Annotated in this window: 22 protein-coding genes; 8 read left to right on the top strand and 14 right to left on the bottom strand. The window is 67.8% G+C overall.

From position 1 onward, the window contains the following. Nucleotides 1–68 precede the first annotated feature (68 nt). Together ABD793_RS03835 and ABD793_RS03840 are read right to left on the bottom strand one after the other, a co-directional pair. A complete protein-coding gene (locus ABD793_RS03835; protein WP_344855300.1) occupies nt 69–953 on the bottom strand; it encodes an SDR family NAD(P)-dependent oxidoreductase in 885 nt (294 codons plus the stop codon). A 366-nt stretch (nt 954–1,319) separates the two neighbouring features. After that, nucleotides 1,320–2,105 (bottom strand): helix-turn-helix domain-containing protein, encoded by a 786-nt coding sequence (locus ABD793_RS03840; RefSeq protein WP_344855302.1) that lies wholly within the window; start codon nt 2,103–2,105, stop codon nt 1,320–1,322. A gap of 66 nt (nt 2,106–2,171) precedes the next feature. Between ABD793_RS03840 and ABD793_RS03845 the strand changes: the two genes are divergently transcribed. Together ABD793_RS03845 and ABD793_RS03850 are read left to right on the top strand one after the other, a co-directional pair. Further along, complete coding sequence (locus ABD793_RS03845; RefSeq protein WP_344855304.1) at nt 2,172–2,978, top strand: SDR family NAD(P)-dependent oxidoreductase; 807 nt, start codon at nt 2,172–2,174, stop codon at nt 2,976–2,978. Between the two features lie 479 nt (nt 2,979–3,457). Continuing rightward, nucleotides 3,458–3,889, top strand: a complete 432-nt coding sequence (locus tag ABD793_RS03850; RefSeq protein WP_344855306.1) for a hypothetical protein — start codon at nt 3,458–3,460, stop codon at nt 3,887–3,889. A 196-nt stretch (nt 3,890–4,085) separates the two neighbouring features. Here ABD793_RS03850 and ABD793_RS03855 read toward each other — a convergent pair whose 3' ends face one another. Then, a complete protein-coding gene (locus ABD793_RS03855) occupies nt 4,086–4,694 on the bottom strand; it encodes a TetR-like C-terminal domain-containing protein (RefSeq protein ID WP_344855309.1) in 609 nt (202 codons plus the stop codon). Between the two features lie 195 nt (nt 4,695–4,889). Between ABD793_RS03855 and ABD793_RS03860 the strand changes: the two genes are divergently transcribed. From ABD793_RS03860 to ABD793_RS03880, 5 genes are read left to right on the top strand one after another with little or no spacing between them, the layout of a single operon-like run. After that, a complete protein-coding gene (locus tag ABD793_RS03860) occupies nt 4,890–5,588 on the top strand; it encodes a class II aldolase/adducin family protein (RefSeq protein ID WP_344855311.1) in 699 nt (232 codons plus the stop codon). Nucleotides 5,589–5,622: 34 nt separating this feature from the next. After that, nucleotides 5,623–6,546, top strand: coding sequence for an acetamidase/formamidase family protein (locus tag ABD793_RS03865; protein WP_344855313.1), 924 nt, complete (start codon nt 5,623–5,625; stop codon nt 6,544–6,546). Nucleotides 6,547–6,548: 2 nt separating this feature from the next. After that, nucleotides 6,549–7,292, top strand: coding sequence for a nuclear transport factor 2-like protein (locus tag ABD793_RS03870; RefSeq protein WP_344855315.1), 744 nt, complete (start codon nt 6,549–6,551; stop codon nt 7,290–7,292). Between the two features lie 28 nt (nt 7,293–7,320). Beyond that, nucleotides 7,321–8,349 carry an NAD(P)-dependent alcohol dehydrogenase gene (locus ABD793_RS03875; RefSeq protein WP_344855317.1) on the top strand — a complete coding sequence of 343 codons (1,029 nt, stop codon included), beginning with the start codon at nt 7,321–7,323 and terminating at the stop codon, nt 8,347–8,349. 34 nt (nt 8,350–8,383) lie between these two features. Further along, on the top strand, nt 8,384–8,920 hold the full coding sequence (locus tag ABD793_RS03880) for a YbhB/YbcL family Raf kinase inhibitor-like protein (protein WP_344855319.1): 537 nt from the start codon (nt 8,384–8,386) through the stop codon (nt 8,918–8,920). A 1,318-nt stretch (nt 8,921–10,238) separates the two neighbouring features. Here ABD793_RS03880 and ABD793_RS03885 read toward each other — a convergent pair. The 11 genes from ABD793_RS03885 to ABD793_RS03935 all read right to left on the bottom strand — a co-directional run bounded on the left by ABD793_RS03885 (nt 10,239) and on the right by ABD793_RS03935 (nt 20,269). Beyond that, nucleotides 10,239–11,138 (bottom strand): PDR/VanB family oxidoreductase, encoded by a 900-nt coding sequence (locus ABD793_RS03885; RefSeq protein ID WP_344855321.1) that lies wholly within the window; start codon nt 11,136–11,138, stop codon nt 10,239–10,241. Between the two features lie 52 nt (nt 11,139–11,190). Then, nucleotides 11,191–12,423 carry a cytochrome P450 gene (locus ABD793_RS03890; RefSeq protein WP_344855323.1) on the bottom strand — a complete coding sequence of 411 codons (1,233 nt, stop codon included), beginning with the start codon at nt 12,421–12,423 and terminating at the stop codon, nt 11,191–11,193. A gap of 111 nt (nt 12,424–12,534) precedes the next feature. Then, entirely contained in the window at nt 12,535–13,506 is a 972-nt protein-coding gene (locus tag ABD793_RS03895) for an AraC family transcriptional regulator (protein ID WP_344855325.1), read from the bottom strand. A 377-nt stretch (nt 13,507–13,883) separates the two neighbouring features. Then, nucleotides 13,884–14,591 (bottom strand): enoyl-CoA hydratase/isomerase family protein, encoded by a 708-nt coding sequence (locus tag ABD793_RS03900; protein ID WP_344855327.1) that lies wholly within the window; start codon nt 14,589–14,591, stop codon nt 13,884–13,886. Beyond that, a complete protein-coding gene (locus ABD793_RS03905; protein ID WP_344855329.1) occupies nt 14,588–14,923 on the bottom strand; it encodes a Dabb family protein in 336 nt (111 codons plus the stop codon). Before ABD793_RS03905 ends, ABD793_RS03900 begins: the two co-directional genes overlap by 4 nt. A gap of 15 nt (nt 14,924–14,938) precedes the next feature. Then, on the bottom strand, nt 14,939–15,847 hold the full coding sequence (locus tag ABD793_RS03910; protein ID WP_344855331.1) for an NAD(P)-dependent oxidoreductase: 909 nt from the start codon (nt 15,845–15,847) through the stop codon (nt 14,939–14,941). Further along, on the bottom strand, nt 15,847–17,211 hold the full coding sequence (locus tag ABD793_RS03915) for a M24 family metallopeptidase (RefSeq protein ID WP_344855333.1): 1,365 nt from the start codon (nt 17,209–17,211) through the stop codon (nt 15,847–15,849). The genes ABD793_RS03910 and ABD793_RS03915 overlap by 1 nt, the downstream gene beginning before the upstream one ends. Nucleotides 17,212–17,247: 36 nt before the next feature. After that, nucleotides 17,248–18,252 carry a transketolase family protein gene (locus ABD793_RS03920; protein WP_344855335.1) on the bottom strand — a complete coding sequence of 335 codons (1,005 nt, stop codon included), beginning with the start codon at nt 18,250–18,252 and terminating at the stop codon, nt 17,248–17,250. Further along, complete coding sequence (locus tag ABD793_RS03925; protein ID WP_344855337.1) at nt 18,245–19,093, bottom strand: transketolase; 849 nt, start codon at nt 19,091–19,093, stop codon at nt 18,245–18,247. The genes ABD793_RS03920 and ABD793_RS03925 overlap by 8 nt, the downstream gene beginning before the upstream one ends. A gap of 43 nt (nt 19,094–19,136) precedes the next feature. After that, entirely contained in the window at nt 19,137–19,637 is a 501-nt protein-coding gene (locus tag ABD793_RS03930) for a flavin reductase family protein (protein WP_344855339.1), read from the bottom strand. Then, nucleotides 19,634–20,269: a 3,4-dihydroxy-2-butanone-4-phosphate synthase gene (locus tag ABD793_RS03935; protein WP_344855341.1), complete on the bottom strand. Its 636-nt coding sequence runs from the start codon at nt 20,267–20,269 to the stop codon at nt 19,634–19,636. The genes ABD793_RS03930 and ABD793_RS03935 overlap by 4 nt, the downstream gene beginning before the upstream one ends. Nucleotides 20,270–20,661: 392 nt before the next feature. Here ABD793_RS03935 and ABD793_RS03940 point away from each other — a divergent pair, with 392 nt between their 5' ends. Further along, nucleotides 20,662–21,897 (top strand): acyl-CoA dehydrogenase family protein, encoded by a 1,236-nt coding sequence (locus ABD793_RS03940; protein ID WP_344855344.1) that lies wholly within the window; start codon nt 20,662–20,664, stop codon nt 21,895–21,897. Nucleotides 21,898–21,943 lie beyond the last annotated feature (46 nt).

Below are 21,943 nucleotides of genomic sequence, written 5' to 3' on the forward strand. Positions count from 1 at the left end.
GATGATCTTGGTGTGCGCAGTGCGGCCGTCCCGTTCCCGAAACCGGCAGAGGGAAGGGCTGTGTCTCGTCAGAGCGGGCGCATGTCGACCAGTGCAGCGCTCTCCTGCCAGAGACTGGTCATCGCGTCGTTGCTTTGGGCAAGCCGGGATGGGTCGGGCCACACCAATTTCCCCTGTGCCAATGAGGCGTAGATCCGGCCGGCAGGTGGCCGGATCTCGCCGAGTGCCAGATCCCGGAGGGTCCGGCCCGCCTCGTCGACCGAGTTGATGTGCATGAATTTTCGGGCCAACGGAAGCAAGGTCCGCATTGCGGTCCGGATCACCCGGCCCGCTTCACGATTGAGCTGGGTTGCGGGCGTGAATCCGGGGTTGTAGGCGATGACCTGGAACTGGTGGCCTTCCGCCTCGGTGAAATGGGCAAAGGCGCGCGCGGTGAGCAGGTTGCACAATTTGGAAGAAGCGTAGGCCCGGAATGCGGCGCGCCCTTTCGCCGGGCCGCCGTCAGGCACCCGGGCGAGCAGATCCGCGTATGCGTGGTGCGGGGCCGCGAGCTTGTTGATTTTCGGGTCGTGCGTGTCACTGGTCGTCACAACAATGTTCGCGGTTGGTGAAAGGTGCGGAGTCAGCAGCCGCAGCAGCAAGTAGTGGGCGAGATGGTTGGTGGCGAAGACCACTTCGTAACCGTCTTCGGTGCTCGGCCGGTCGCCGGGCGAACTGATCCCGGCGTTGAGAACCAGGATGTCGATCTTGCTGTCTCCCAGGCGCGCGATGATCTTTCGGGCGAACTCCCGGACGCCGGCAAGTTGCCCCAGATCCAGCTGCTCCGTCTCCGCGCCGTCGACTTGCTTGCCGCGTGTGCCCGCGAGCAACCGGATTTCCGGATCCGCGGTGAGGAGGCGTGCGGCGACGGCACCCAGCCCGGACGTCGCTCCTGTCATGACCGTCGTTCTCATCGTTCTCCTCGATATGGGACCGAGTTCGCCGAGGGCGGCGGTGCCAAGGCACCGAGGCCGCTTGGCCGGAGATCAGCCTCGGATCGCGCCCGGCCGCTCCGCACGCTGCTCGACAGGCGAAGTGCCGGAGTGGATCACTGCCCTAAGATAGTTGGATAGGTCAGTGAGTTTGTCAAGTGATTGGCTGCCGGTACGAACCCCCGCGAGACCCGCGCCCGGCCGGTCGATCGGCAGATCAGCCGGGCGGGGGACCAAGGGGGAGCCGAAGCCGGAACGGGGCCGCCGGTCGGGTTGCCTTCGCTGGTGCGGTACTGATCGTGGACGATCAGCATGGTGCCTGCGAAGGTTTCGGTTGGCGCGCTCGGGCTAGCGGAGTCTTGCCAGGGCGTCGGCGGAAGTGCTGCCGGGCTCCGGCTGGTAGACGATGATCACCTGGTCCTCGGCTCCGGCGATGGTGAGGGTCTGGCGGCGCAGGATGAGCGGGCCGGCGTCGGGGTGATCGAATCGTTTGGTCTCGTTGCGGGACGGGCGTACGTCGTATCTGGCCCACAATGAGCGGAACAGATCATCGGACTGCAACTCGGCCACGAGGGCGGCGGTCCGTGGGTCGCGTGGATCGGCTGTCGCCCGCAGGGCCGCGACTGTCTGTTCGGCGATGTCCGGCCAGTCCGGGAACAAGCTGCGGGCGGCGGGGTCGAGGAATACGTCGCGAACCAGGTTGTGGCCGGGGCGGTACATCGGGGCGAGCAGCATCGCTGCCTTGTTGGCCGTGCGCACATCGAAACGGCGGTCGCGGACGTAGGCCGGGGTGCTGCCCCACGAGTCGAGCAGGTGCTGCACCTCGATCCGGACCTCGCTGGGCTCGGCCGGTTCAGCGGGCGGAGCGGCCAGGGCACGCAGGTGCCTCGCGGCGTCGAGGTCGAGGCGCAGTGCCGTCGCGAACGCGTCCACGACCTGTGGGGACGGATGCCGGTCGACGCCCTGTTCCAGCCTGGTCAGGTACTGGACGGAGACGCCGGCGAGCCGCGCGAGCTCGTCGCGGCGGAGGCCGGTGACCCGGCGCCGGCCGTAGGACGCCAGCCCGGCCTCTTCCGGCCGGACGCGGGCCCGGCGCGCCTGGAGGAACTCTCCGAGAAGGTTGTCGCGTGTCATCGTTCGTCGAGAGTATCCCTGCCGGGGTGCTGGCTGGTGATGCTGCGCCGGGGCATGGTCGGGGCCATGAAGACATGGTTCATCACCGGGGCGTCACGCGGCCTCGGACGCACCTGGGCAGTGGCGGCACTCGAGCGCGGTGACCGGGTCGCCGCGACGGCACGGCAGCCCGGCACTCTCGAGGATCTGGCCGAGACCCACGGCGACCGCTTCCTGCCGATCGCACTCGACGTGACCGACCGGGTTCAGGTTTTCGCGGCGGTGGACCGCGCCGCGGAAGCCTTCGGCGGCTTGGACGTGGTCGTCAACAACGCCGGCTACGGCCTGTTCGGCATGATCGAGGAGACCACCGAGGAACAGGCACGCGCCCAGATCGAGACCAACCTGTTCGGCCCGCTCTGGGTGAGCCAAGCCGCGCTGCCGATCATGCGGGCGCAGGGCGGCGGGCACCTCGTCCAGGTCTCCAGCATCGGCGGCATCGCCGCCTTCCCGACGCTGGGCCTCTACAACGCCTCCAAGTGGGGACTTGAAGGAATGGCGGAGGCGCTGGCCCAGGAGGTCGGCCCGCTCGGTATCAAGGTGACGATCCTCGAACCAGGACCGTACGGCACCGACTGGGCCGGGGCCTCGGCGGCGCACACCACCCCGATCGCGGCCTACGAACCGATCCGGGCGGCCCGCCGGGCGGGCGCCACCGCCCGCGCGCCGCGCGACCCGTCTGCCACCGCGGAGGTCGTCCTCACCCTGGTCGACCTGCCGGAACCGCCGCTGCGACTGTTCCTCGGCGGCTACCCGTACCCGATCGCGGAGAGCGTGTACCAGCAGCGGCTGGCCACCTGGCATCAGTGGCGCGGGCTGGCCGAGACGGCCTGACCCATCCGGCCACCGGACTGCCGACCCGCGCCGCGCACCACCACGGCGGTGCGCGGGGCCGTTTCACGCAATCGACGCAGGGCTCCGGCGTGAACTGCATGGTGGCCGGTTGGCGAAACATATCGCCTGCACCACAGGTGATATCGGTGAGCCGGACCGCGTCGCACCGGCCCCGGTCTGCCCGGCCCGGCGGGAATGACGCGGCCGGACCTGTCACGGTCATTTCCACATCGAGGCAAAGTACGCCGAAGCTTTTACCGGGAACGGGTTGTTTTTTCAGACCAGGCACCCGCCTGGGTAACCGGTGCAGTTCGGCCTGCTCGTCTTTGACCCGGACACGCACTATCCCCGGGTCGATCCCTCATTGGCGGACGATCTCGGAGATCGTCCGGCCGTGATCCACGACACTCTGATCAACCCGTCGCTCTCGCTCACGTCTTCAGAGTAGCTGACATGACAAGGAAATTCTGGAGGCAATCATGCGTAGTAAAGCCATTGCAGGTTCTGTTCTCGCCGCCGGTCTCGCCCTGGCCGGGATCGCCGGTTCCGTGGGTGTTGCGAATGCGGAGACCTTCGCCGGTGCGCAGCCGGTCGCGGCGCATCCGGAGGTGCCCGGCCCGCAGCCCGCGGACGTGAGCCAGGGCGCTATCCAGGCGCCGGACGGCACCTATTACGACGTCTACTCCAGGGACGTGAACGGTGCCCACGCCGGTGGTGATGACGCGGTGAACGTCGTCGGCCGCTACCTCCAGCTGGACCCGTCCCAGCTCGGCGGCCCGGACGGATACGCCGAGGACGTCTACGGCCAGTACGACTGCTCGCAGGTCACCGAGCAGGGCACGCCGCGCATCGGGGTGAGCTGCGGGTATGCCGGTGGTCTGCCGGTCGTCGCCTTCCTGCAGGCGAGCTGACCCGGCTCGCTCTCCACAGTGGACATTCGGTGTTCGCGGCTGATGCGAACATGCCCGCGGTTTCCGATGCCGAGCGGGCTGTCCGAAGAAGAGGGTCACGCGGGAGCGGTGAACCGGTGACGCATTTCGCCGGCACCGTTGATCCATGACGAGACGGCCGGCGGAGTTCGCGATGCGGTCTGGCGGTGCGACGGGATTACGTTCGTGTGGCCGTGCACAGCGGCGAGGGCGACGGGCCGACGTCGCCGATGCCCTGCATGACGTACTCGACGATGCGCTCGCTCATGGCCCGGTCCAGTTCCGCGTGTTCGAACAGGAATCGGTAGACCACTGCTCCCGCCGCCAGATCCTGGGCGAGTGCGAAGTCCAGGTCGGCGCGGAGCTCGCCGCGGGCGACAGCTCGCTCCAGCACCCGGTCCGCTCGTTCCCGGCGGGGTTTCCAGAACGAGCCGAGAAAGCGGCGCTTGAGGTCCTCGTCGTCGGCGAGGTCCAACAGCAGGGCGGGCAGGATCTTGCCGAGCATGACGTCGTCCATGGAGAGCCGAAGTTCCTCGACGAGCACCAGGAGATCGCAGTGGGTGCAGCCGGTGTCGGGGGTGGCGCGCAGCAGGTCGTCGTGGGTCATTGCGGCGATGACGACGTGCTTGAGGGATGGCCAGCGCCGCCGGATGGCGGTCTTGGTCGTCTCCGCGCGAGCGGCAAGTGCTTCGACGGTCAGTCCGTGATAGCCGACTTCGCCCAGTAGTTCGCGGGTCGAGTGGAGCACCGCGTCGGTGATCCGCTCGTCCCGAGGTCGTCCTCCCACGGTGTGAAACTCCGTTCTCCGGTCCGTTGCCGGGTCCGAGGTGTGCCTGCCCGCCTGGACGAGACGTTTCCATCCGAGGCGGAGCGTATCCCGGCCCGGTCGCGGGGCGGGGGACGCCGGTGCGTCCTTGACAGCGTCCGTAGCTGCTCATTACGATCCGCTCCGGACCGGATCGAAACTCACAAAGAGGTGTTTATGTCGGATCCCCGCCACGATCTCGCCCTCGGTTATCGCATCCTCGGGATGTACGGGCTGGGGCTCGGAATGCTCGGCCACCTCACGGCACGGGAACCCGGGAGCTCGACGTTCTGGACCTATCAGTTCGGCCAGAGCATGGAAGAAGTTCGGGAACAGGACCTCCGCGAGGTCGACTTCGAGCTGAACGTGGTGTCCGGGGACGGGGCCATCAACCCCTCGCTGCGGCTGCACGGCGAGATCTACCGGGCTCGCCCCGACGTGCTGTGCATCGCCCATCATCACGGCGACCACGCCGTCGCCCTCGGCGCGCTGAACCAGAATCTCGTTCCGTTCGACCGCAATGCGGCGCGCTGGTCCGGGGAGATCGACCTCACCAGGGACATCGAGAGCCTGCCGCTGGCGGAACAGGGCCCGGCCGTCACGCAGATCCTGGGAGACAAGAAGGCGTTGCTGATGAAGCACCACGGTGTGCTCGTCACCGGTCCGTCCATTGCGGACACGGTGGTGTCCACCATCGAGCTGGAACGGTCGTGCCGGGTGCAGCTGCTCGTGCACGCCGGCGGAGAGCCGGTGCTGATGACGGACGCCGAGATCGAGGACGCCCGGATTCTCGGCAGCGATCTCGTGGTGTCCGGCTCGTGGGACTACCACCGCCGGACGTTGCGCCGGCGCGGCCTGGACCAGGAAATCGACTGAACCCCGGCGGAACCCGACGGATCGAGGTGTGATCATGCAGCATTCCCTTGCGGCGACCCATCGAAGCTTCGACCGTGCGCTCGCGCCCGCGTTGACCATCGACGACGGCGACACAGTCGAGTTCGACTGCCCGTCGATTTTCGACTGGGGCCCGGGAGCGTCGATCGAGGACCTGAAAAATCTCGACCTCGCACACCCGCACATCATCACCGGGCCGGTGCTGATCCGCGGTGCCCGGCCCGGGGACGCACTGGCGGTGGACATCCTGGACGTCCGGCTCACCACCCCGCAGGGCGTCGTCGCCTTCATGCCCGGATTCGGGCTGCTGGCCGACGACTTCGACGAATTCTACGTGCACGTGGTCCGCTACGCCGGCAAGTTCGGCGAAATCCGGGACGGCGTCCGGGTTCCGCTGGAACCCTTCCTCGGCATCATGGGTGTCGCGCCCGCGGCGCCCGGTGAGCACTCGACGATCCCGCCCCGGGCCGTGGGCGGCAACCTCGACAACCGGCACCTGCGCCCCGGCACCCGGCTGCTCCTGCCGGTGGAGGTACCGGGCGCGTTGTTCTCCTGCGGCGACGGGCACGCCGCACAGGGCGACGGCGAGGTCTGCGGAACGGCGATCGAGACCAGCGTCTCGGCGAAGCTGCGCTTCAGCCTCGTTCCCGGCGGCGCCGGCACAGCGCCCCGTGCACAGGTGAGTGCCCCGGTCGAGCGACCGGTGGACTGCGGTCACCTCGTGACCATGGGCGTCGGCAACGACCTCTACGAGGGCTCCCGGCAGGCGGTGCGGTCGCTGATCGAGCTGCTCGTCTCGGAACACGGCTTGACCCGGCAGGAGGCCTACGTCCTGTCCAGCTGCGCGGCCGACCTGCGGGTCAGCGAGATCGTCAACGTACCCAACTGGCTCGTCAGCGCATACCTGCCGCTGTCGGTTTTCGAATCCGAGGAGGCCTGATCATGACGATGGCGCTGGCTCAGGACATCGCCGAGGAATACCTCGCCGCCTACAACCAGCCGGACCCGGCTCGGCGCGCGTACGCGGTGGCCGGCCTGTGGACGGAGGACGCCAGGCAATTCGGCGACACCACCGTCGAAGGACGGGCCGCGATCGTCAGCGCGATCGGGGCGCTGCGAAAGGAGAGCTTCGGTCCCTCCGGTGCGACACTGCGTCTCGGCCCCGAGATCTGCAGCCGGGACGAGGTTCTCGTCATCCGGTGGGAAGTCGTCGCCGGGGGCGGCGAAATTCTCGAGACCGGAGCGACCGTGGCGGTGACCACGCCCGGCGGCCGCATCAAGGACGAGTACATCTTCATCCTGTCCGACTCGTTCGAAGAGCGCGCACAGGACTTCGCGCAGCGCTACGTGTCCGCGTGGAACGACCTCGACGCCGGCAGGCGGGACGAGCTGGTCCGTGGTCTGTGGACGCCGGAGGGCGTCCACCTCGGCGGGTTCGTCGGTACCGGCCACGCCGAGCTGATCGAGGGCATCGACAGGTCGCACAACCGTCTCGTCGCGGGTAGCGGCCTGCGATTCCGGGCCCGCCGGCATGCGACCAGGAAGGGGGACACCGTCTTCTTCATCTGGGACGCGGTGCCACCGGCGCCGGACGCAACCGCGGTGGCCACTGCTGCGCAGGTGCTGCGGCTCGACGGTGATCTGGTGTGCAAGGACTTCACGATCATGATGTCCGGGACCGACTGAGCGCCCGTGCGGCCGAGGAGTGAGATCGATGAAAGCCCTGCGCTTGCGCGAATACGGATCGGCGCCGGTGCTCGAGGACGTGCCCGACGCCGAGGTGACGGGACCACTCGACGTGGTGGTCAAGGTGGGTGGTGCCGGAGTCTGCCGCACTGACCTTCACATCGTCGAGGGACAGCTGGCGGAGCTGATGAAACCCCCGCTGCCGTTCACGATCGGCCACGAGAATGCCGGCTGGGTGCACGCGGTCGGCGAGGGAGTCAGCACTGTGCGGGTGGGGGACACGGTCATCCTGCACCCGCAGCCTTCGTGCGGGGTGTGCCCGGCCTGCCGCGGCGGCCGCGACATGGCCTGCACCCGTTCCTTCTTCCCCGGTGTGTCCGGGCACGACGGAGGGATGGCGGAATACCTGCGTACCACCGAGCGGGCTTGTGTGGTCCTGCAGCCCGAGACAGACCCTGCGGACGTCGCGGCTCTTGCGGACGCGGGTATCACTGCCTACCATGCCGTGCGCAAGGCTCTGCCGCTGCTGCGTCCGGGAACCACGGTGGTCGCGCAGGGCGCGGGTGGGCTCGGGCACATCGGGATCCAGGTGCTGAAGGCGCTGACCGCGGCCCGAGTGATTGCCCTCGACCAGAACGAGGAAGCGCTCGCGCTGGCGAGCGCGGTCGGCGCGGACGAAACCGTGCTCGCCGACGGCAGCCAGCTCGACGCTGTGCGGGAGCTGGCCGGCGAGTCCGGCGCCGAGGTGGTGTTCGATTTCGTCGCCGAGGGCAACGCGCAGCACGACGCGTGGGCGATGACCGCTCCGCACGGGTCTCTTTTCGTGGTCGGTTACGGCGGCGAGCTGCGGATCCCGACGATGGAACTCGTCGCCGCGGAGAAGAGCGTCATCGGGAACATGGTCGGCACGTACCCCGATCTGGCCGAGCTGATGGTGCTCGCCCAGAGCGGAAGGGTCTCGCTGCATTCCCGGAAATACCCGTTGGCACAAGCACCCCAGGTGCTCGACGAATTGTCGGCCAACCGCATCCGCGGGCGGGCCATCCTCGTCCCGTGAACGTCCCCGAGAACTTCGAGCAAAGGAGAAATCAGTGTCGGACAACGACCCGTTGCACGGGCTGCCAGTGGTGCCGAGTTTCACGGTCGCCAGCACCGATGTACGGGACGGCGGTGCGCTGTCGCTCGACCAGTGGTCGGGAATCCTCGGCGTGCCAGGGGGCAAGGACATCTCCCCGCAGCTGTCCTGGTCGGGCGCACCCGAAGGAACCTCGAGCTACGCCGTCACCGTCTTCGACCCCGACGCCCCGACCGGATCGGGCTTCTGGCACTGGGCGGTCGCCGACATCCCGGCCTCGGTGCAGAACCTGCCCGCCGATGCGGGCAACGGAGAGCAGCTGCCCACCGGCGCCCTGCACCTCCCGAACGACGCGCGCGCCGCGCGCTACCTCGGTGCCGCACCGCCGCCCGGAACCGGGGTCCACCGCTACTTCATCGTCGTGAGCGCACTCGACGTGGGCACGACCGGCGTGGCCGGCGACAGCACGCCGGCGTTCCTGGGATTCACCATCGCCGGGCACATCCTGGGCCGCGCGGTGCTGACCGCGACCGCCACGGCACCGAGTGCCTGAACGGGAATATCCTTCGAGCCGACCGAATTCCCCCGTCTCGCCGCCCTGACCGCCACACCGACACCGAACGTCGGAACGGCAGTCCCGACGAGACCACACGGCCCACACACCGCCGACCGCCTGGGCGGCAGCGAAATCCACAGTAGACGGTTGTAACCGAGCACCGGCACCCGATGAGACCATCGCGGTGCCGGCTCGGAGCCGAGAAAGCTGCATTTCAATGCTCGCGCGACTCCCGAGCGCGTCGGTCTGTGTGCCGTCCTTGGTCAACGCGCAGGGCGGCTGGCCACCCCTGACGATCGACTTGCCCAAAGAAGGGGTTCGCCACGTTTTCGCAGTAGGTCGTGAAGGCAGCAAAGGATCCCTGCAACGGTGGCTCTCCTGGGGTTACCCGGTGCCGGATACCCGAGTTTGCCCAGCACGATCCGGCCCGAGCTCCCGGCCGTCCACGCCACGCTCGACCGCAGCCTGTCCAACGCACTGATCGAGTCGGCCAACACCAAGATCAGCTCGTCAGGACCGGTCGGAACGCCTAACAGTATTGGTCTCGGCGGTGGTTGATCGCAGGTGTAAGGCGGCCCGAACCCGGTCGACTTCCGACAGCTCCGTATCCGCTGGGAGATCCGCGACGACATCCACGAAAACGTCCTGCGCCTGGGACGTGCGATCATCAGCTTATTGGGTGAGTCGTCGGCTCAGGGTTCTGATCATGGCCCAGTGGACGAAGGCTGTGTAGTGGGGCGTTCGTGGTCCCGGGCGCAGCGTCGGTGTCGGGTGCAGGGAAGTCCGCCGGCAGCGCCCGCCGCTTGATGCCATTGTCGGTGACGGAGAAGATCGCGTCCACGATCAGGCGGCCGTGCGGGTCCAACATCTGCCGTCGTTTCAGGGGCTGCTGCTCTGTACCGCGCGGACAGGATCGGATCGGTGTGACATCGCAAGAGTGAGACTTGCCGCGGAACGCCGGAGCCTGATGGTGTCGATAGCGCTGTAGTAGCGCGGGTTGAGCGTGAAGTGGAACCAGGTTGGTGGCTGCGGCGGACCCGGCCGTGCACGGACTCGGGCAGTCCGTGGCGTTTGTCCCAGATGATCGCTGCGCTCAGAATCAGCCCGAGTTCGTCGACGCAGCGCAGGGCGTAGTGCCACGGTAGACCGATCAGTGATTTCGTCGGCACGGCGTAACGATGCGGGTTGCCACCGTCCGGGACGCGCGTGGCGCGGCGGGTTCCGCTCAACCAGCGGCCTGTGCCGCGGCCGTTGTCACAGCCGGAGTACCGTCCGAATCCCGCTCGTGCAGACTGACCACACGAAAGGGCTCGGTTCAGAGCCTGAGGGCCAGTTTGGGGCCCAAGCAACGGGACACACAGATCATCATGCAGGAGTTTTCATTCTGTTCCTCGGTGGTGAGGACGTGGTCACGGTGATCGGGGGTTCCGTCGACGACGTCTGTTTCGCAGCTTCCGCAGATGCCGTCTTGGCAGTCGCTGATGACGTCGATTCCGGCTGACCGGACGACATCGAGGATGGAGCGGTCAGCGGGAACCGGCAGCGTCAAACCGGAGTCGACGAGCTCAACCAGGAACTCACGGTCACCGTCGTCGTGGGCGGCGGTGTCGGGAGGAACGGAAAAGAGCTCGTATCGCACCCGGTCTGGTGCACCTGATTGACGTGCTTGTTCCCGTACCGCGTCGATCAGTCCGGCCGGGCCGCAGACGTAGATCAGTTCGCCCGGATTCGCCAACGCGATCAGGGCTGCGATGTCCGGGCGTCCGCACTCGTCGTCTGGTTGTACCGTGACTCGGGCACCGTGGGATTCCAGCTCGTCCAGGAACGCCATGGACTGTCTTGACCGTCCGCCGTACCACAGCCTCCAGCTCGCCTCGCCTCGGTCCGACGCGCGGACCATGGCCAGGATCGGCGTGATGCCGATGCCGCCAGCAATGAAGACGTAGCCCGTAGCCTCTTCGAGCCGGAAGTGATTCCGCGGGCGACGTATTCGCAGTACATCGCCCACGGTGACCTCGTCGTGCAACCACTGTGAACCACCACGGCCGTGTGGTTCGCGCAGCACGCCGATCCGGTAGTGGTCAGTGGTGCCCGGATCCCCGCACAGCGAATACTGGCGCGCTGAGCCGTCGGGGGTCAGCACGTCGATGTGGGCGCCCGCGTTCCACTCCGGCAATGGCGCGCCGCTCGTGCGACGCAGAATCAGCGAACGCACGTCTCTAGTTTCGTCGTGCGCCTGCGTGACGCGCACGGACAGGGGAATGCGATCACCAGGTGATGTCAAGGCGCTCGAGCCCCCGGAAGAAGTAGCTGGCGATGTAGGCGGGTTCGTAGCCGTCCACCAGACGAAGTGCGGGCAGCCGATCGAGCAGGGTCTCGATGGCCACGCGCACCTCGGTGCGAGCCAGTTGGGATCCCGGGCACTGGTGGATACCGCTGCCGAAGGCCAGGTGTTCTCGGACGTTGGGCCGGTTGAGATCGACCTCGTCGGGATGGTCGAACCTGGTTTCGTCACGATTGGCCGAGCCGAACAGCAACAACAGTGCCGTCCCTTCGGGCAGGGTGATCCCGTCGAGTTCGGCCTCTCGCGTGGTGACGCGCATGAGCCCGCGGTGAGGCGCGTCGCGGCGGAGCGTTTCCTCGATGATCTTCGGGAGAATCGTTCGGTCGGCCGCTGCCTGCTCCCAGAGGCTCCGCCCGTCGCCGAGCATCAGCAGCAGGGCGCTGGTCATCAAATCGCGAGTGGTGTCGTGGCCGGCGAAACGGAGCCCGCGGAACATGTAGTGCAGGTCTTCATGGCTGGCCGGCGGGAAGTGGTCGCTGCCGTGGACGAGGTCGGACATGAAGTCCTCCCTGGGATTCTCCCGGCGATCGGCGGCCATCCTCGCGACGTAGTCCTGATAGTCGTGCAGGCGCAGGGCGGCCTCGACCTTGCCTTCGACCGGCGCGAGTGGGTTCATCAGCAGCATGTAGTCGTCGGTCCACGCCTGTACTCGGTCGACGTCTTCGGGCGGGATGCCGAAAACCAGGCTGACCACCAGTTGGACGTAGGGATCGGAGTACCGGCCGACCAGATCCGCTCGTCCGTCGGGAAGAAAGGCGTTGATGAGCTCATGGGCACGCCGTTTCATCGCGGGAAGCTGTCGTCGTACCCGGCGACCGGAAAAGGCGTGGTTGAGTACCTGCCGCAGCGGTGCGTGCGCGGGCTCGTCAGCATTGACGACGGTGGACGCTTCCGGTAACAGCCCGTCCAGCGCTTCCAGCACCTCGGGCGGATTGGTCCACATCGTCGGGATGGCGTTGGCCGAGGAGAAGGTCTCCGGGTCCTCGACGATCGCCTTGATGTCGTCGTACCGCGTGACCATGTAGGCGTTGAGCGCCGGGCTGTAGGCGACGGGCTCCTCAGTACGCGACCATCGGTAGAACAGGTGCGGGTTTTCGCGGTGGGGTGAGACCATCGGGTTGAATCCGGTCAGTTCTGCCGGCTGGGTGTTCGTCACAGCGCACTCCCTTGTGTCGTCTGCTCCGGGCCAAGCCGACGGTAGGCAGCCGTGTCGCAGTGGGCTATCCGCACGGCGTAGCCGATATCCGCCCCGCGCACGGAGTGTTCGCTATGACTGTTCGTGCAGGGTGGTGGCTGGGGTGACGCCGAAGCGGCGGCGGTAGTCACGAGCGAATCGGCCCAGATGGTAAAAGCCCCAACGCGTGGCGATGTCGGTGACGGTGACATGCGCCGGATCGGCGCTCAGCAGGTCCCGGTGCGCGGAATCCAAGGCGCGTTCGCGTCGGTATGTGGTCGGGCTGAGGCCGAGCTCTCGCGCGAACGCGTTTTGCAGGGCGCGCACGCTTACGCCGCAAGTGCTCGCCAGCGTCGTGACGTCGGCTGGTTCCTCGAGGTGCTCCTCGATCTCCCGGACAGCCGTTCGCACGACGCGGCTCCTCGCGATCGGCCGTTCCCTGTCGAGTTCGTCGCGATACTCGTGCTGGGCGGTGTGCAGGAAAGAGGTCAGTAGCGTCCGTGTCAGCGAGTCGGCCATCTGCCGGCAGCTGCGCGGGGGGAGGGTGCTGCCGAGGTCGAGCACGGACCGCGCGAGACCGACCCACGAGCGGGCCGCGGCGTCCGTCAGATCGAGCGCGTGGTCAAACGCGATGGAGTGTCGCAGCGGTCGATTCAACAGCTCGGTCAAATCGCGTTCGATCACTTCGCGACTGAATCGGACCCCAATCTGGGTGCAGCCCGCGTTCCACCGGTCGATGCACGAGGGGAGATCGGGTGTGTAGACCGCGGCGGTCGAGGGTGATGCCGGCACCCACTGATCGCCGCACCGTGTGTCGATGCGTCCCGACAGGGGGATGTTGATCTGGTATCCGGTTTCCAACCGGCCGCAATCCAGGCGGACCGTCGCCCCGTACCCGATCACTCCGACGGTCATCTCGGGCCCGAATTCGCAGGCGCGCAACCGCATGCCGACCGACTCGCGGCCGGCCTCGTCGACCGGCACCAGGCGATGCGGGAAGAAGGCTCGCTCGCCGATCGAGCGCGCACGCTCGAGGTCGCCGGTTGAGACGACCAGTAGCTGCACACCACTTCGTCGTGGTTGTCGCGGCATGGGCACGAATTCCCTCGGGTTGGTGCATTCCGGCTGCTCGGGTCAGAGGAAGTGGTACGACGCATCTTTGCCGCCAGCGTGGCTGTCCGGCAGGAAACGAGAGGACGGACGATGCTTCCGGAGGTCGTCCGCCGTCACGAGAAGCGACCCGCCCGGGTTCGCCGGAGCAAATGTCGCACTCGGACGCCGCGTCCAGCGGGGTACTGCGGCAGGTGCGCTCCCGGTGTTCGGGTCGGCGGTGCAACCATGGCGTCGACCCGAAATCGAGCTCGGTCGTATCCGGGTCCATCCGAACCTCGCCAATTGGCTGGTGCCGCCGCGACCGCGTGCGGCCCGTACGCGGTTATCGGTCATTTCCCGAACATTTCCACGAACGCGTCCGCACCTCGGCGCAGTGCGTGCTCGTAGGGCTCGTCGCGGCTGGCGAGGAACAGCGACCGCCCGGCCAGGGCGGCCTGGCCGCCGCCCTGGGCGAGTTCGGCGTAGTGGCGGGCGCGGTCGGCGAGGTGCTCGGCGGGGACGACCTCGTCGACGATGCCGAGTTCGTGGGCGCGGTGCGCGTCGAAGGGTTGTCCGGTCAGTGCGTTGGTCAGCGCGGCCTTGATCGGCACCCGGCGGGCCACTGGGGCCTGCGCGATCATCGGCCAGGTGCCGAAGGTGGCCTCGATGGTGCCCAGCCTGCTGCCCTCGACCGCGATGACGATGTCCGCGCTGCACACCAGCCCGAACCCGCCGGCCAGTGCGTCGCCGTTGACCGCGGCCAGGATCGGTTTGCGCGCTCGCGGGAAGTGTGCGAACAGCTCGACTGCCGCGTCGGCGAATTCGCGAGCGGTCCCGGTTTCGCGGAGTTTCGGTCCGTCCGCGCCGCCGCAGAAGAACCCGCCGGAACCGGTGAGCACGATCGCGCCGACCGAGCCGTCGCCGTCGAGGTCGACCAGCGCGGTGTGGAGCTGGGCGGTGAGGTCGGTGTCGAGGAGGTTCTTCGGGGGCCGGCTGAGGCGGATCCAGGCGACGCGGTCGGTGCGTTCGATCTGGACCAGCGGACTTGTGGTGGTCATACCGCGTGTTCCTTTCGGCCGGTGACGGTGGCTTCCGGCACGTAGTCCAGTGCGAATCGCTCCTCGCACAGCTCGTCGAGTCGTTCGAGCAGCCGACGGTGGGCCGGGTGGTTCCAGTACTGGTCCTTGAACGCTGTTTCCGAGGTGAGCCGGGCCAGGCAGGCGTGGGTGAAGCCACGTTGCAGCCCGCCGGTGTTGACGTTCGCCCCGAAGGTCAACTCGAGCAGGTCGGGCAGGGTCCCGTGGACTCCCGCGCCGAAGTCGGACAGGGCCTGGGCCAAGTCGTCGGCGCGCCCGGGTTTCGGTGTGAAGACGACGTAGTGTTCGAACATCGGAGTGGGTTCCTTTCACGCCTCGGGTGCGGGCAGGCCGGACACGAGGGCTTGCAATTCGTAGAGCGCGGCGAAGTCGTCCTGACCGTGTCCCAGCCCGATGCAGGACTGGATCAGTTCACGGGTCGCCGCGGCCAGCGGCAGCGGTACGCCGAGCTCTCGTGCCTGGTCGAGGCCGAGGTCGAAGTCCTTGCGCAGCAAGGTGGTGGTGAAGGTGGGCGGTTGGTAGTCGCGCCTGATCAGCGGGCCGGACTTGGCGGTGATGAATGTCGAGGACAGCACGGTGTGGCCGAGGAACGCGAAGAAGTCCTCGCGCTCGATGCCCGCCTTGTCCATCAGGGCCAGAACTTCGGCCAGGGATTGGGTAATCAAGCCGAGCAGCAGGTTGTGTCCGAGTTTCGCCAACCGCGCGACTTCACCGTCCCCGGCGTACACGGCGGCGCGGGCAATCTCCTCCAGCAGTGCGGACACGCGCTCGAAAGATGCCCGAGGGCCGGAGGCGACGACGCACGCGCCCCCGGCGGCGACCACGTCGGGATTGCCGCTGATCGGCGCGGCCAAGAACGACCATCCCGCTTCCTCTGCCGCGTGGCGGGTTTCGGCCGAGACCTCGGGCGACACGGTCGAGCAGTCGACGACCGTGCGGTTTTCGCCGGTGCCGTCCCGGGAGAGCAGGCCGTCGGGCCCCGTGGTGACCGCGAGCAGGTCGGCCGGGCCCGAGACCGTGATGAACACGACGTCGCAGTCGGCCAGGTCCGCCGGGGTGTCGACGGGGACCACGTGGTCGGTTCGCCACTGGGCGAGCTTCGATTTCGTCCGGTTGCAGGCAGAAATGGTGTGACCGGCGTCGATCAGCCGATCGGCCATCCGGGTTCCCATGCGGCCGAGGCCGATCCAGCCGATGCGCGGGTTCGGCGAGGGCATCAGACTCCCCTCGGCCCGGCCGCCACGGCCCCGTTACCAGCGGCGGAAGGGGCGGAGAAGGCGTTGCCGGTGGGCACGGTCGAGGTGTTGAACGAGAATCCGTTCCAGTAGCGGGTGCCCGCGACCAGCAGTTCGTCGGCGGGGAATCGCGTGATCACGCGGGCGCCGCCGGCCGTCACGACGACCTCCTCCTCGATGCGCGCCGCGGAAGAGCCGTCCGGAGTCGGCCAGTAGGTCTCCAACGCGAAGACCATCCCCTCCTCGATCGCGACCGGATGGTCCAGCGAGTGGTAGCGGCTGATCAACGGCTGCTCCCAGACCGAGAGCCCGACGCCGTGGCAGTACTGCAGTCCGAAGGCCTCTTCCTCGCTGGCGTAGCCGAGGTCCTTCGCGGACGGCAGCGCACGCGCCACGTCGGCGCTCGTCGCGCCGGGTCGCACGGCTGCGATGGCGTTGTCGATGGCCTCACGGGCCTTGCCGTAGGCGTCGCGCTGGGCGCTGCTGGCGCTGCCGACGTTCAGCGTCCGGTAGTAGCAGGTCCGGTAGCCGTTGAAGGAATGGATGATGTCGAAGTACGCGGTATCGCCGGGACGGGTCAGGCGATCGGAGAACACGTGCGGGTGCGGGCTGCACCGTTCCCCGGAGATCGCGTTGACCGCTTCGACTTCTTCCGAGCCCAGTTCGTAAAGCACGCGGTTGACCAGCGCGACGCACTCGTTTTCGCGGGTGCCGACGTGCAGGTTGCGGTAGAGCTCGTCGTAGGCGGCGTCGACCATGCCGGCCGAGTGGTCCAGCAGGGCGATCTCGTCGGCGGTCTTGATCCGCCGCGCGCGTTGCATCAGTTCCTGGCCGTTGACGATGTGCAGGCCCTCCGCCTCAAGAGCGCGCAGCACCGGGATTTCGACGAAGTCGACACCGATCGGCTCGCCGGCAAGGCCGCGCTCCCGCAGAATCTGCGCGATCCGTCGCGCGTTGCCGCGTTCGACGCCGACGTCCTCGGGGATCGAGCCCCGCCAGCTGGAAATGCCGGCCTGCCAGCTGTCCGGGCCGAACCACGGTGCGTGCGCCTTGTGCTGGCGCGCAGCGGACCCGATGTCCCACAGGATCGGGTCCTGGTCGCGCATCACCAGCGCACACCGGAACAGCTTGTCCCGCGCCCAGTTTCCGATGTGTGTCGCGGTGGTGTAGCGGATGTTGTTCATGTCGAACAACACCAGCGCGCCGATGTCCGAGTCGCGTAGCTGCTGCTGGACGCGTTCGAAGCGTTGGGTGCGCAGCCGGGTGAAGTCGACCCGCTGTTCCCAGTCCACGGCCATGGCCGCGCCCGGCGAGGCCACGGGCGCGTCGTTGTTCAGAATGCTCATGAGAACTCCCTTGTCCTTGCCCGTTCACCGGCGCTGTCACACCGGCGAGTACTCGCCCGCCTCGACCTTGGCCACCGGGGCTGCGGGCGGTTCGCCGGAATGGTCCAGCGCGTTCCACGCGGCGTCGATGACGTCCTGTGTGGACAGTCCGTATCGCCCGAAGAGATAGGGGCTGGTCAGCGCCCCTTCGGCGAAGGTGTCGCGCACACCCACTCGCCGCAACGTGCGTCCCAGCCCCGCCTCGGCGAGGGTCTCGGCGACCGCGGATCCGAGGCCGCCGATGATGGTGTGGTTCTCCGCCGTCACCACCGCACGCGCGGCTCGCGCGACACCCACCACCGTGTCGACGTCGAGTGGTTTGATCACCGGCACGTTCACCACGGCGGCGTGCACGCCATGGCGTTCCAGCACGGACGCCGCTGCCAGCGAAGCGGAGAGCAGCATGCCGTTGGTGAAGATCGCGACGTCGTCGCCCGAGGAGATCACGTGCGCTTCGTCCAGCGACAGGCGTCGGTCGTCGTCGAAGATCACCGGGATTTCGCCCCGCTTCAGGCGCAGGTACACCGGGCCGGGATGGTCGGCGATCAGCGGCACGACCTGGTCGATCTCCACCGCGTCCGCCACGTCGATCACGGTCATGTTCGGCAGCGCCCGCATCAGCGCGACGTCCTCGATCGCCTGATGGCTCGGCCCGCCGGGGCTGGAGATTCCGGGCATGAACCCGATCAACCGCACCGGAAGATTGGGATAGGCCACCGCGTTCACGATCTGGTCCAGCGGCCTCCGCGTGGCGAACACGCCGAAGGTGTGCACGAACGGGTTCAGCCCTTCACGGGCCATCGCTCCCGCCATACCGATCATGTTCGCCTCGGCCATGCCCGCGTGCACGAACCGGTCGGGCAGCTCGTCGCGGAACAGGTCGACCTCGCACTGCCGGGTCAGATCTCCCGACAAGCAGACGACATCGTCGCGTCGGCGCGCCAGCTCCAGCAGAGCGCGGCCGTAGGGCTTTTGCACGGTTGGGTACGGCAGCTCACGCATAGCGCGTCTCCAGTTCGGCGAAGGCCCGGTTCGCCAAGTCGGGCGGAAGTTTGATGAAGTGACCGTCGGCGTCGGGCGGCAGGCAGTCGAGGCCGTGCCGGGTGGACGTGCGCGCGACGATCACGCTCGGACGGTCGTCGGACAGGGCGTCGGCATAGGCCCGGCGGAGTGCATCGAGATCGTGCCCGTCGACGTCGGCCACATGCCATCCATGCGCAGCCCACTTCTCGGCGATGGGTTCCAGCGTGGTGATCCCGTCGACCGGGCCGTCCACCTGCGAGTTGTTCGCGTCGAGCAGCACGACGAGACGGCCGAGCCGGTGGTGGGCCGCGAACAGGGCCGCCTCCCACAACTGGCCCTCCTCCAGTTCCCCGTCGCTGCACAGCACGAACGTGCGCGGCGCGTCCGGTCCCTCAGCGCGTCCGCGGAGCCGGTCGGAGCAGGCGAATCCGACTCCCCCGGACAGGCCCTGGGCGAGCGAGCCGCAGGTGAGGTCCACGGCCGGGGAACGTTCCGTGCCGATGGCCTCCAGGCACGACCCGTTCTGGCCGTAGCTGCTCAGCTCTTCGGGATCCAGCAGACCGACTTCGGCCGCGACCGCATACGCGGCGACGATGTAGTGGCCGGGCGAGCACACGAACCGGTCGACGCCGGGCCGGAACAGCTCGGCGTACAGCACCGCCAGGGACTCGGCCGAGCACAAGGCCTGGCCGAGGTACCCGAACCCCTGCGGCGCCACCATGCGCAACGCGCGCAACCGGATACCCGTGGCCACCCGGGCCGCGTCGTGGCGCGGAGCGGCAGTCGCCGTTTCGCGCGCTGGGGACACAAAGCGTGTCATCGGTTGTCCTCCTGGTCGGTGGGATAACTGGTCGAACACCGAGTCATGCCGCCCACCCGCCGAAACGGCCGCGGTAGAACAACAACGGACCGTCGAGTTCGGACTCGCTCAGGTCGGTGACCCGCCCGAGGACGATCTCGTGATCGCCGGCATCGTGCACGGCCTCGATCCGGCATTCGACGTAGGCGAGCTGACCGTCCAGCATCGGCGTCCCCGTCCGGGACGGATGCCAGCGCACACCATGGAACTTGTCCTCGCCCGAGGTGGCGAAGGTGTCGCAGAGATGTCGTTGCCCCTCGCTGAGGATGTTCGCCCCGAATCGACCGGTCCCGACGATTCTCGGCCACGAACGCGAGGTCTTTTGCGGGCAGAACAGCACCAACGGCGGGTCCAGCGACACGCTCGCCAGCGACTGCACCAGCAGCCCGGTCGGGCCGGCGTCGTCGACGCCGGTGATCACGGCCACGCCGGTGCAGAAGCGGCTCATTGCCTTCCGCAGCCGGCCCGGATCGACGCTCGGTTCGAGATGCTGATCGGCTGTCATGACGCGTACTCCTGTTCCACAAGACCGAGCCGGTGCCGGACAGCGAACTCGGCCATCACCGAGTGGCCGGCCAACCCGGTGCCGCCGGGCGTCACCAGATGGCTGTACACACCACAACTGCCGAGACCGGCTGCTCGGACGAGATCGGCGACCCGTTGTGCGGAGTCCGCAGAGCCGGCGCCGGAATCGACGCGCACCGGCATCACGTGCCCGGGACGGGTGAAGTCCTGCCGCGCGGAGGCGGGCTCCGCGAGCAGTCTGGCCGTTCTCGCCCGATCGCGTGCCGAAATGCCGGTCCCGATTCCCTCGGCCGCATCGACAGTCACCCGCACGCCGGCCGCCGGGCTGTCCTCTTCGGTCCAGGGCATCCCGGGCAGGCCAAGACGTCGGCACTCCGAGGCGGACACGGTGACGAAAACCAGCCCCGAGCAATGTCGAACGAGAAACGCCATCGTCGCCGCGGTCGCCAGCTTCCCGGCCACGACCAGAAGGCCGACGTGCTCGCCGCCCTCCTTCGATCCGACAACGACAGGACGCCCCTCGCGAAGCTCGTCGACCGGGGAGCCGGTGCCGTCCGGTCGAGTGGCCGAATCGGCGGTCGTGGCCACGCTGTCGCACACCGCGACGCTCATATAATCAGGCTCCACTTCGCTGTAAGGCCCGCTCAGATCAGGTCGAGATCAGTCTGTGGTCCGCGGGACAGTGACACCATGGGCCGGTTACACAAAGTGTTGGGGAGGCGTTGTGCAGTGCGCGTCCAGCAACAGTGGAAGCCGGACTTCGCCATGGTGACGACATCGCTATCGAACAGGAAATTTGGCGGTGCGAAGCCGCATAGCGACGGAAGTTCACCGCATGCCGGTCGCACTGCGGAAGGGGTTTGCACAAACGCAAATGTGCACTCTGTCACCACAGACCGTATACGGCCTCACCACGGTGGAGCGAGACTCGGAGCCATTCGAAGCGAACCGAACGCCGGCGTCCCGGCGTGGTTCCCACTCGCCGCTGACCAACGGAGGTCACCATGACGGACACGCTGTCCCCGGCCATCGAGACGACCCGTGCCACCGGATACGACGTCGACGTCGTCGCCCGAGCATCCGCGCTGCACGACCTCATCCGGGAAGAGGCGGCGCGAGGAAACGAAGCCCGGCAAATCACGCCTCGGGTAACCGATGCCATCGCCGAGGCCGGCCTGTTCAACCTGATGGTGCCGACCCGGCTGGGCGGGCCCGGCGGGTCGGCTCGCACCATGATCGAGGTGCTGATCGAACTCGGAAGGGCGGACGGTTCAGCGGGGTGGAGTGCCGCGCTCGTCAACGCGTGCACCTGGTTCGCCGTCACCTACGACGAGCGGGCCCAGCACGACATGTGGGGAGGCAATCCCCAGGCGAAAGCCTGCGGGATCTTCTTCCCCGGCATGACCCGCCGCCACGAACTGGGCACCGGCTCGAAGGTCGAGGGCGGTTACGTGCTCACCGGCCGGTATCCCTACGCTTCGGGCAGCGCTGTCGCCGACTGGGCCACGCTCGGCATGATGGTCGACGGCCCGGACGGCGAGCCGACCATGGCGCTCGGGCTCGTCGAAGCCAAGGACTGGACCGTCGAAGACACCTGGTTCACCTTGGGTATGCGCGGAACCGGCAGCAACACACTGGTCGTCGAGGACGTGTTCATCCCCGACCACCGCATCCAGACGTTCGAAGAACTCTCCCAGGGCCGCTACGCCACCCCGTTCGCCGGATCAGAACCGAATTCCCGCGCGGCATTCCTGCCCGTCGGGACCGTGATCCTCGCGGCACCGGCGATCGGGCTGGCCAAGGCGGCATTGGACTACTCGCTGGGCAAGCTGCCGACCCGTCCAGTCGGATACACGGTGTACACCGAGGCGCGCAACTCGCCGACCCACCACCTCGCGGTCGCCCAGGCGGCCAGCAACATCGACGCGGCCCACCTGCTGCTCGGCCGCGCCAGTGACGACATCGACTCCTACGCCGCCCGGGGCGAGTACCCCGACGACCGCGCTCGCGGCCGGATGAGGATGGACACCGGGCACGCGATCTCCCTGTGCAAGGAAGCCATCGACGTACTGATGACAGCGAACGGTGCGGGAGCGTTCGCGCAGGACGGCACGCTCGGGCGCATCTGGCGGGACGCCAACACCGGGGCGCGGCACGCCTTCGCGACCCCCGAGATCGGCAAGGAGGTGTACGGCCGTCTGCTGCTCGGCGCGGACGATGCGTTGACCATCCAGGTCTGACCGAGGTCGTGGCGGGATACCGTAATCCCGCCACGACACCTGCAAG

This window comes from Amycolatopsis ultiminotia, from assembly GCF_039536925.1.
Taxonomy (GTDB): domain Bacteria; phylum Actinomycetota; class Actinomycetes; order Mycobacteriales; family Pseudonocardiaceae; genus Amycolatopsis; species Amycolatopsis ultiminotia.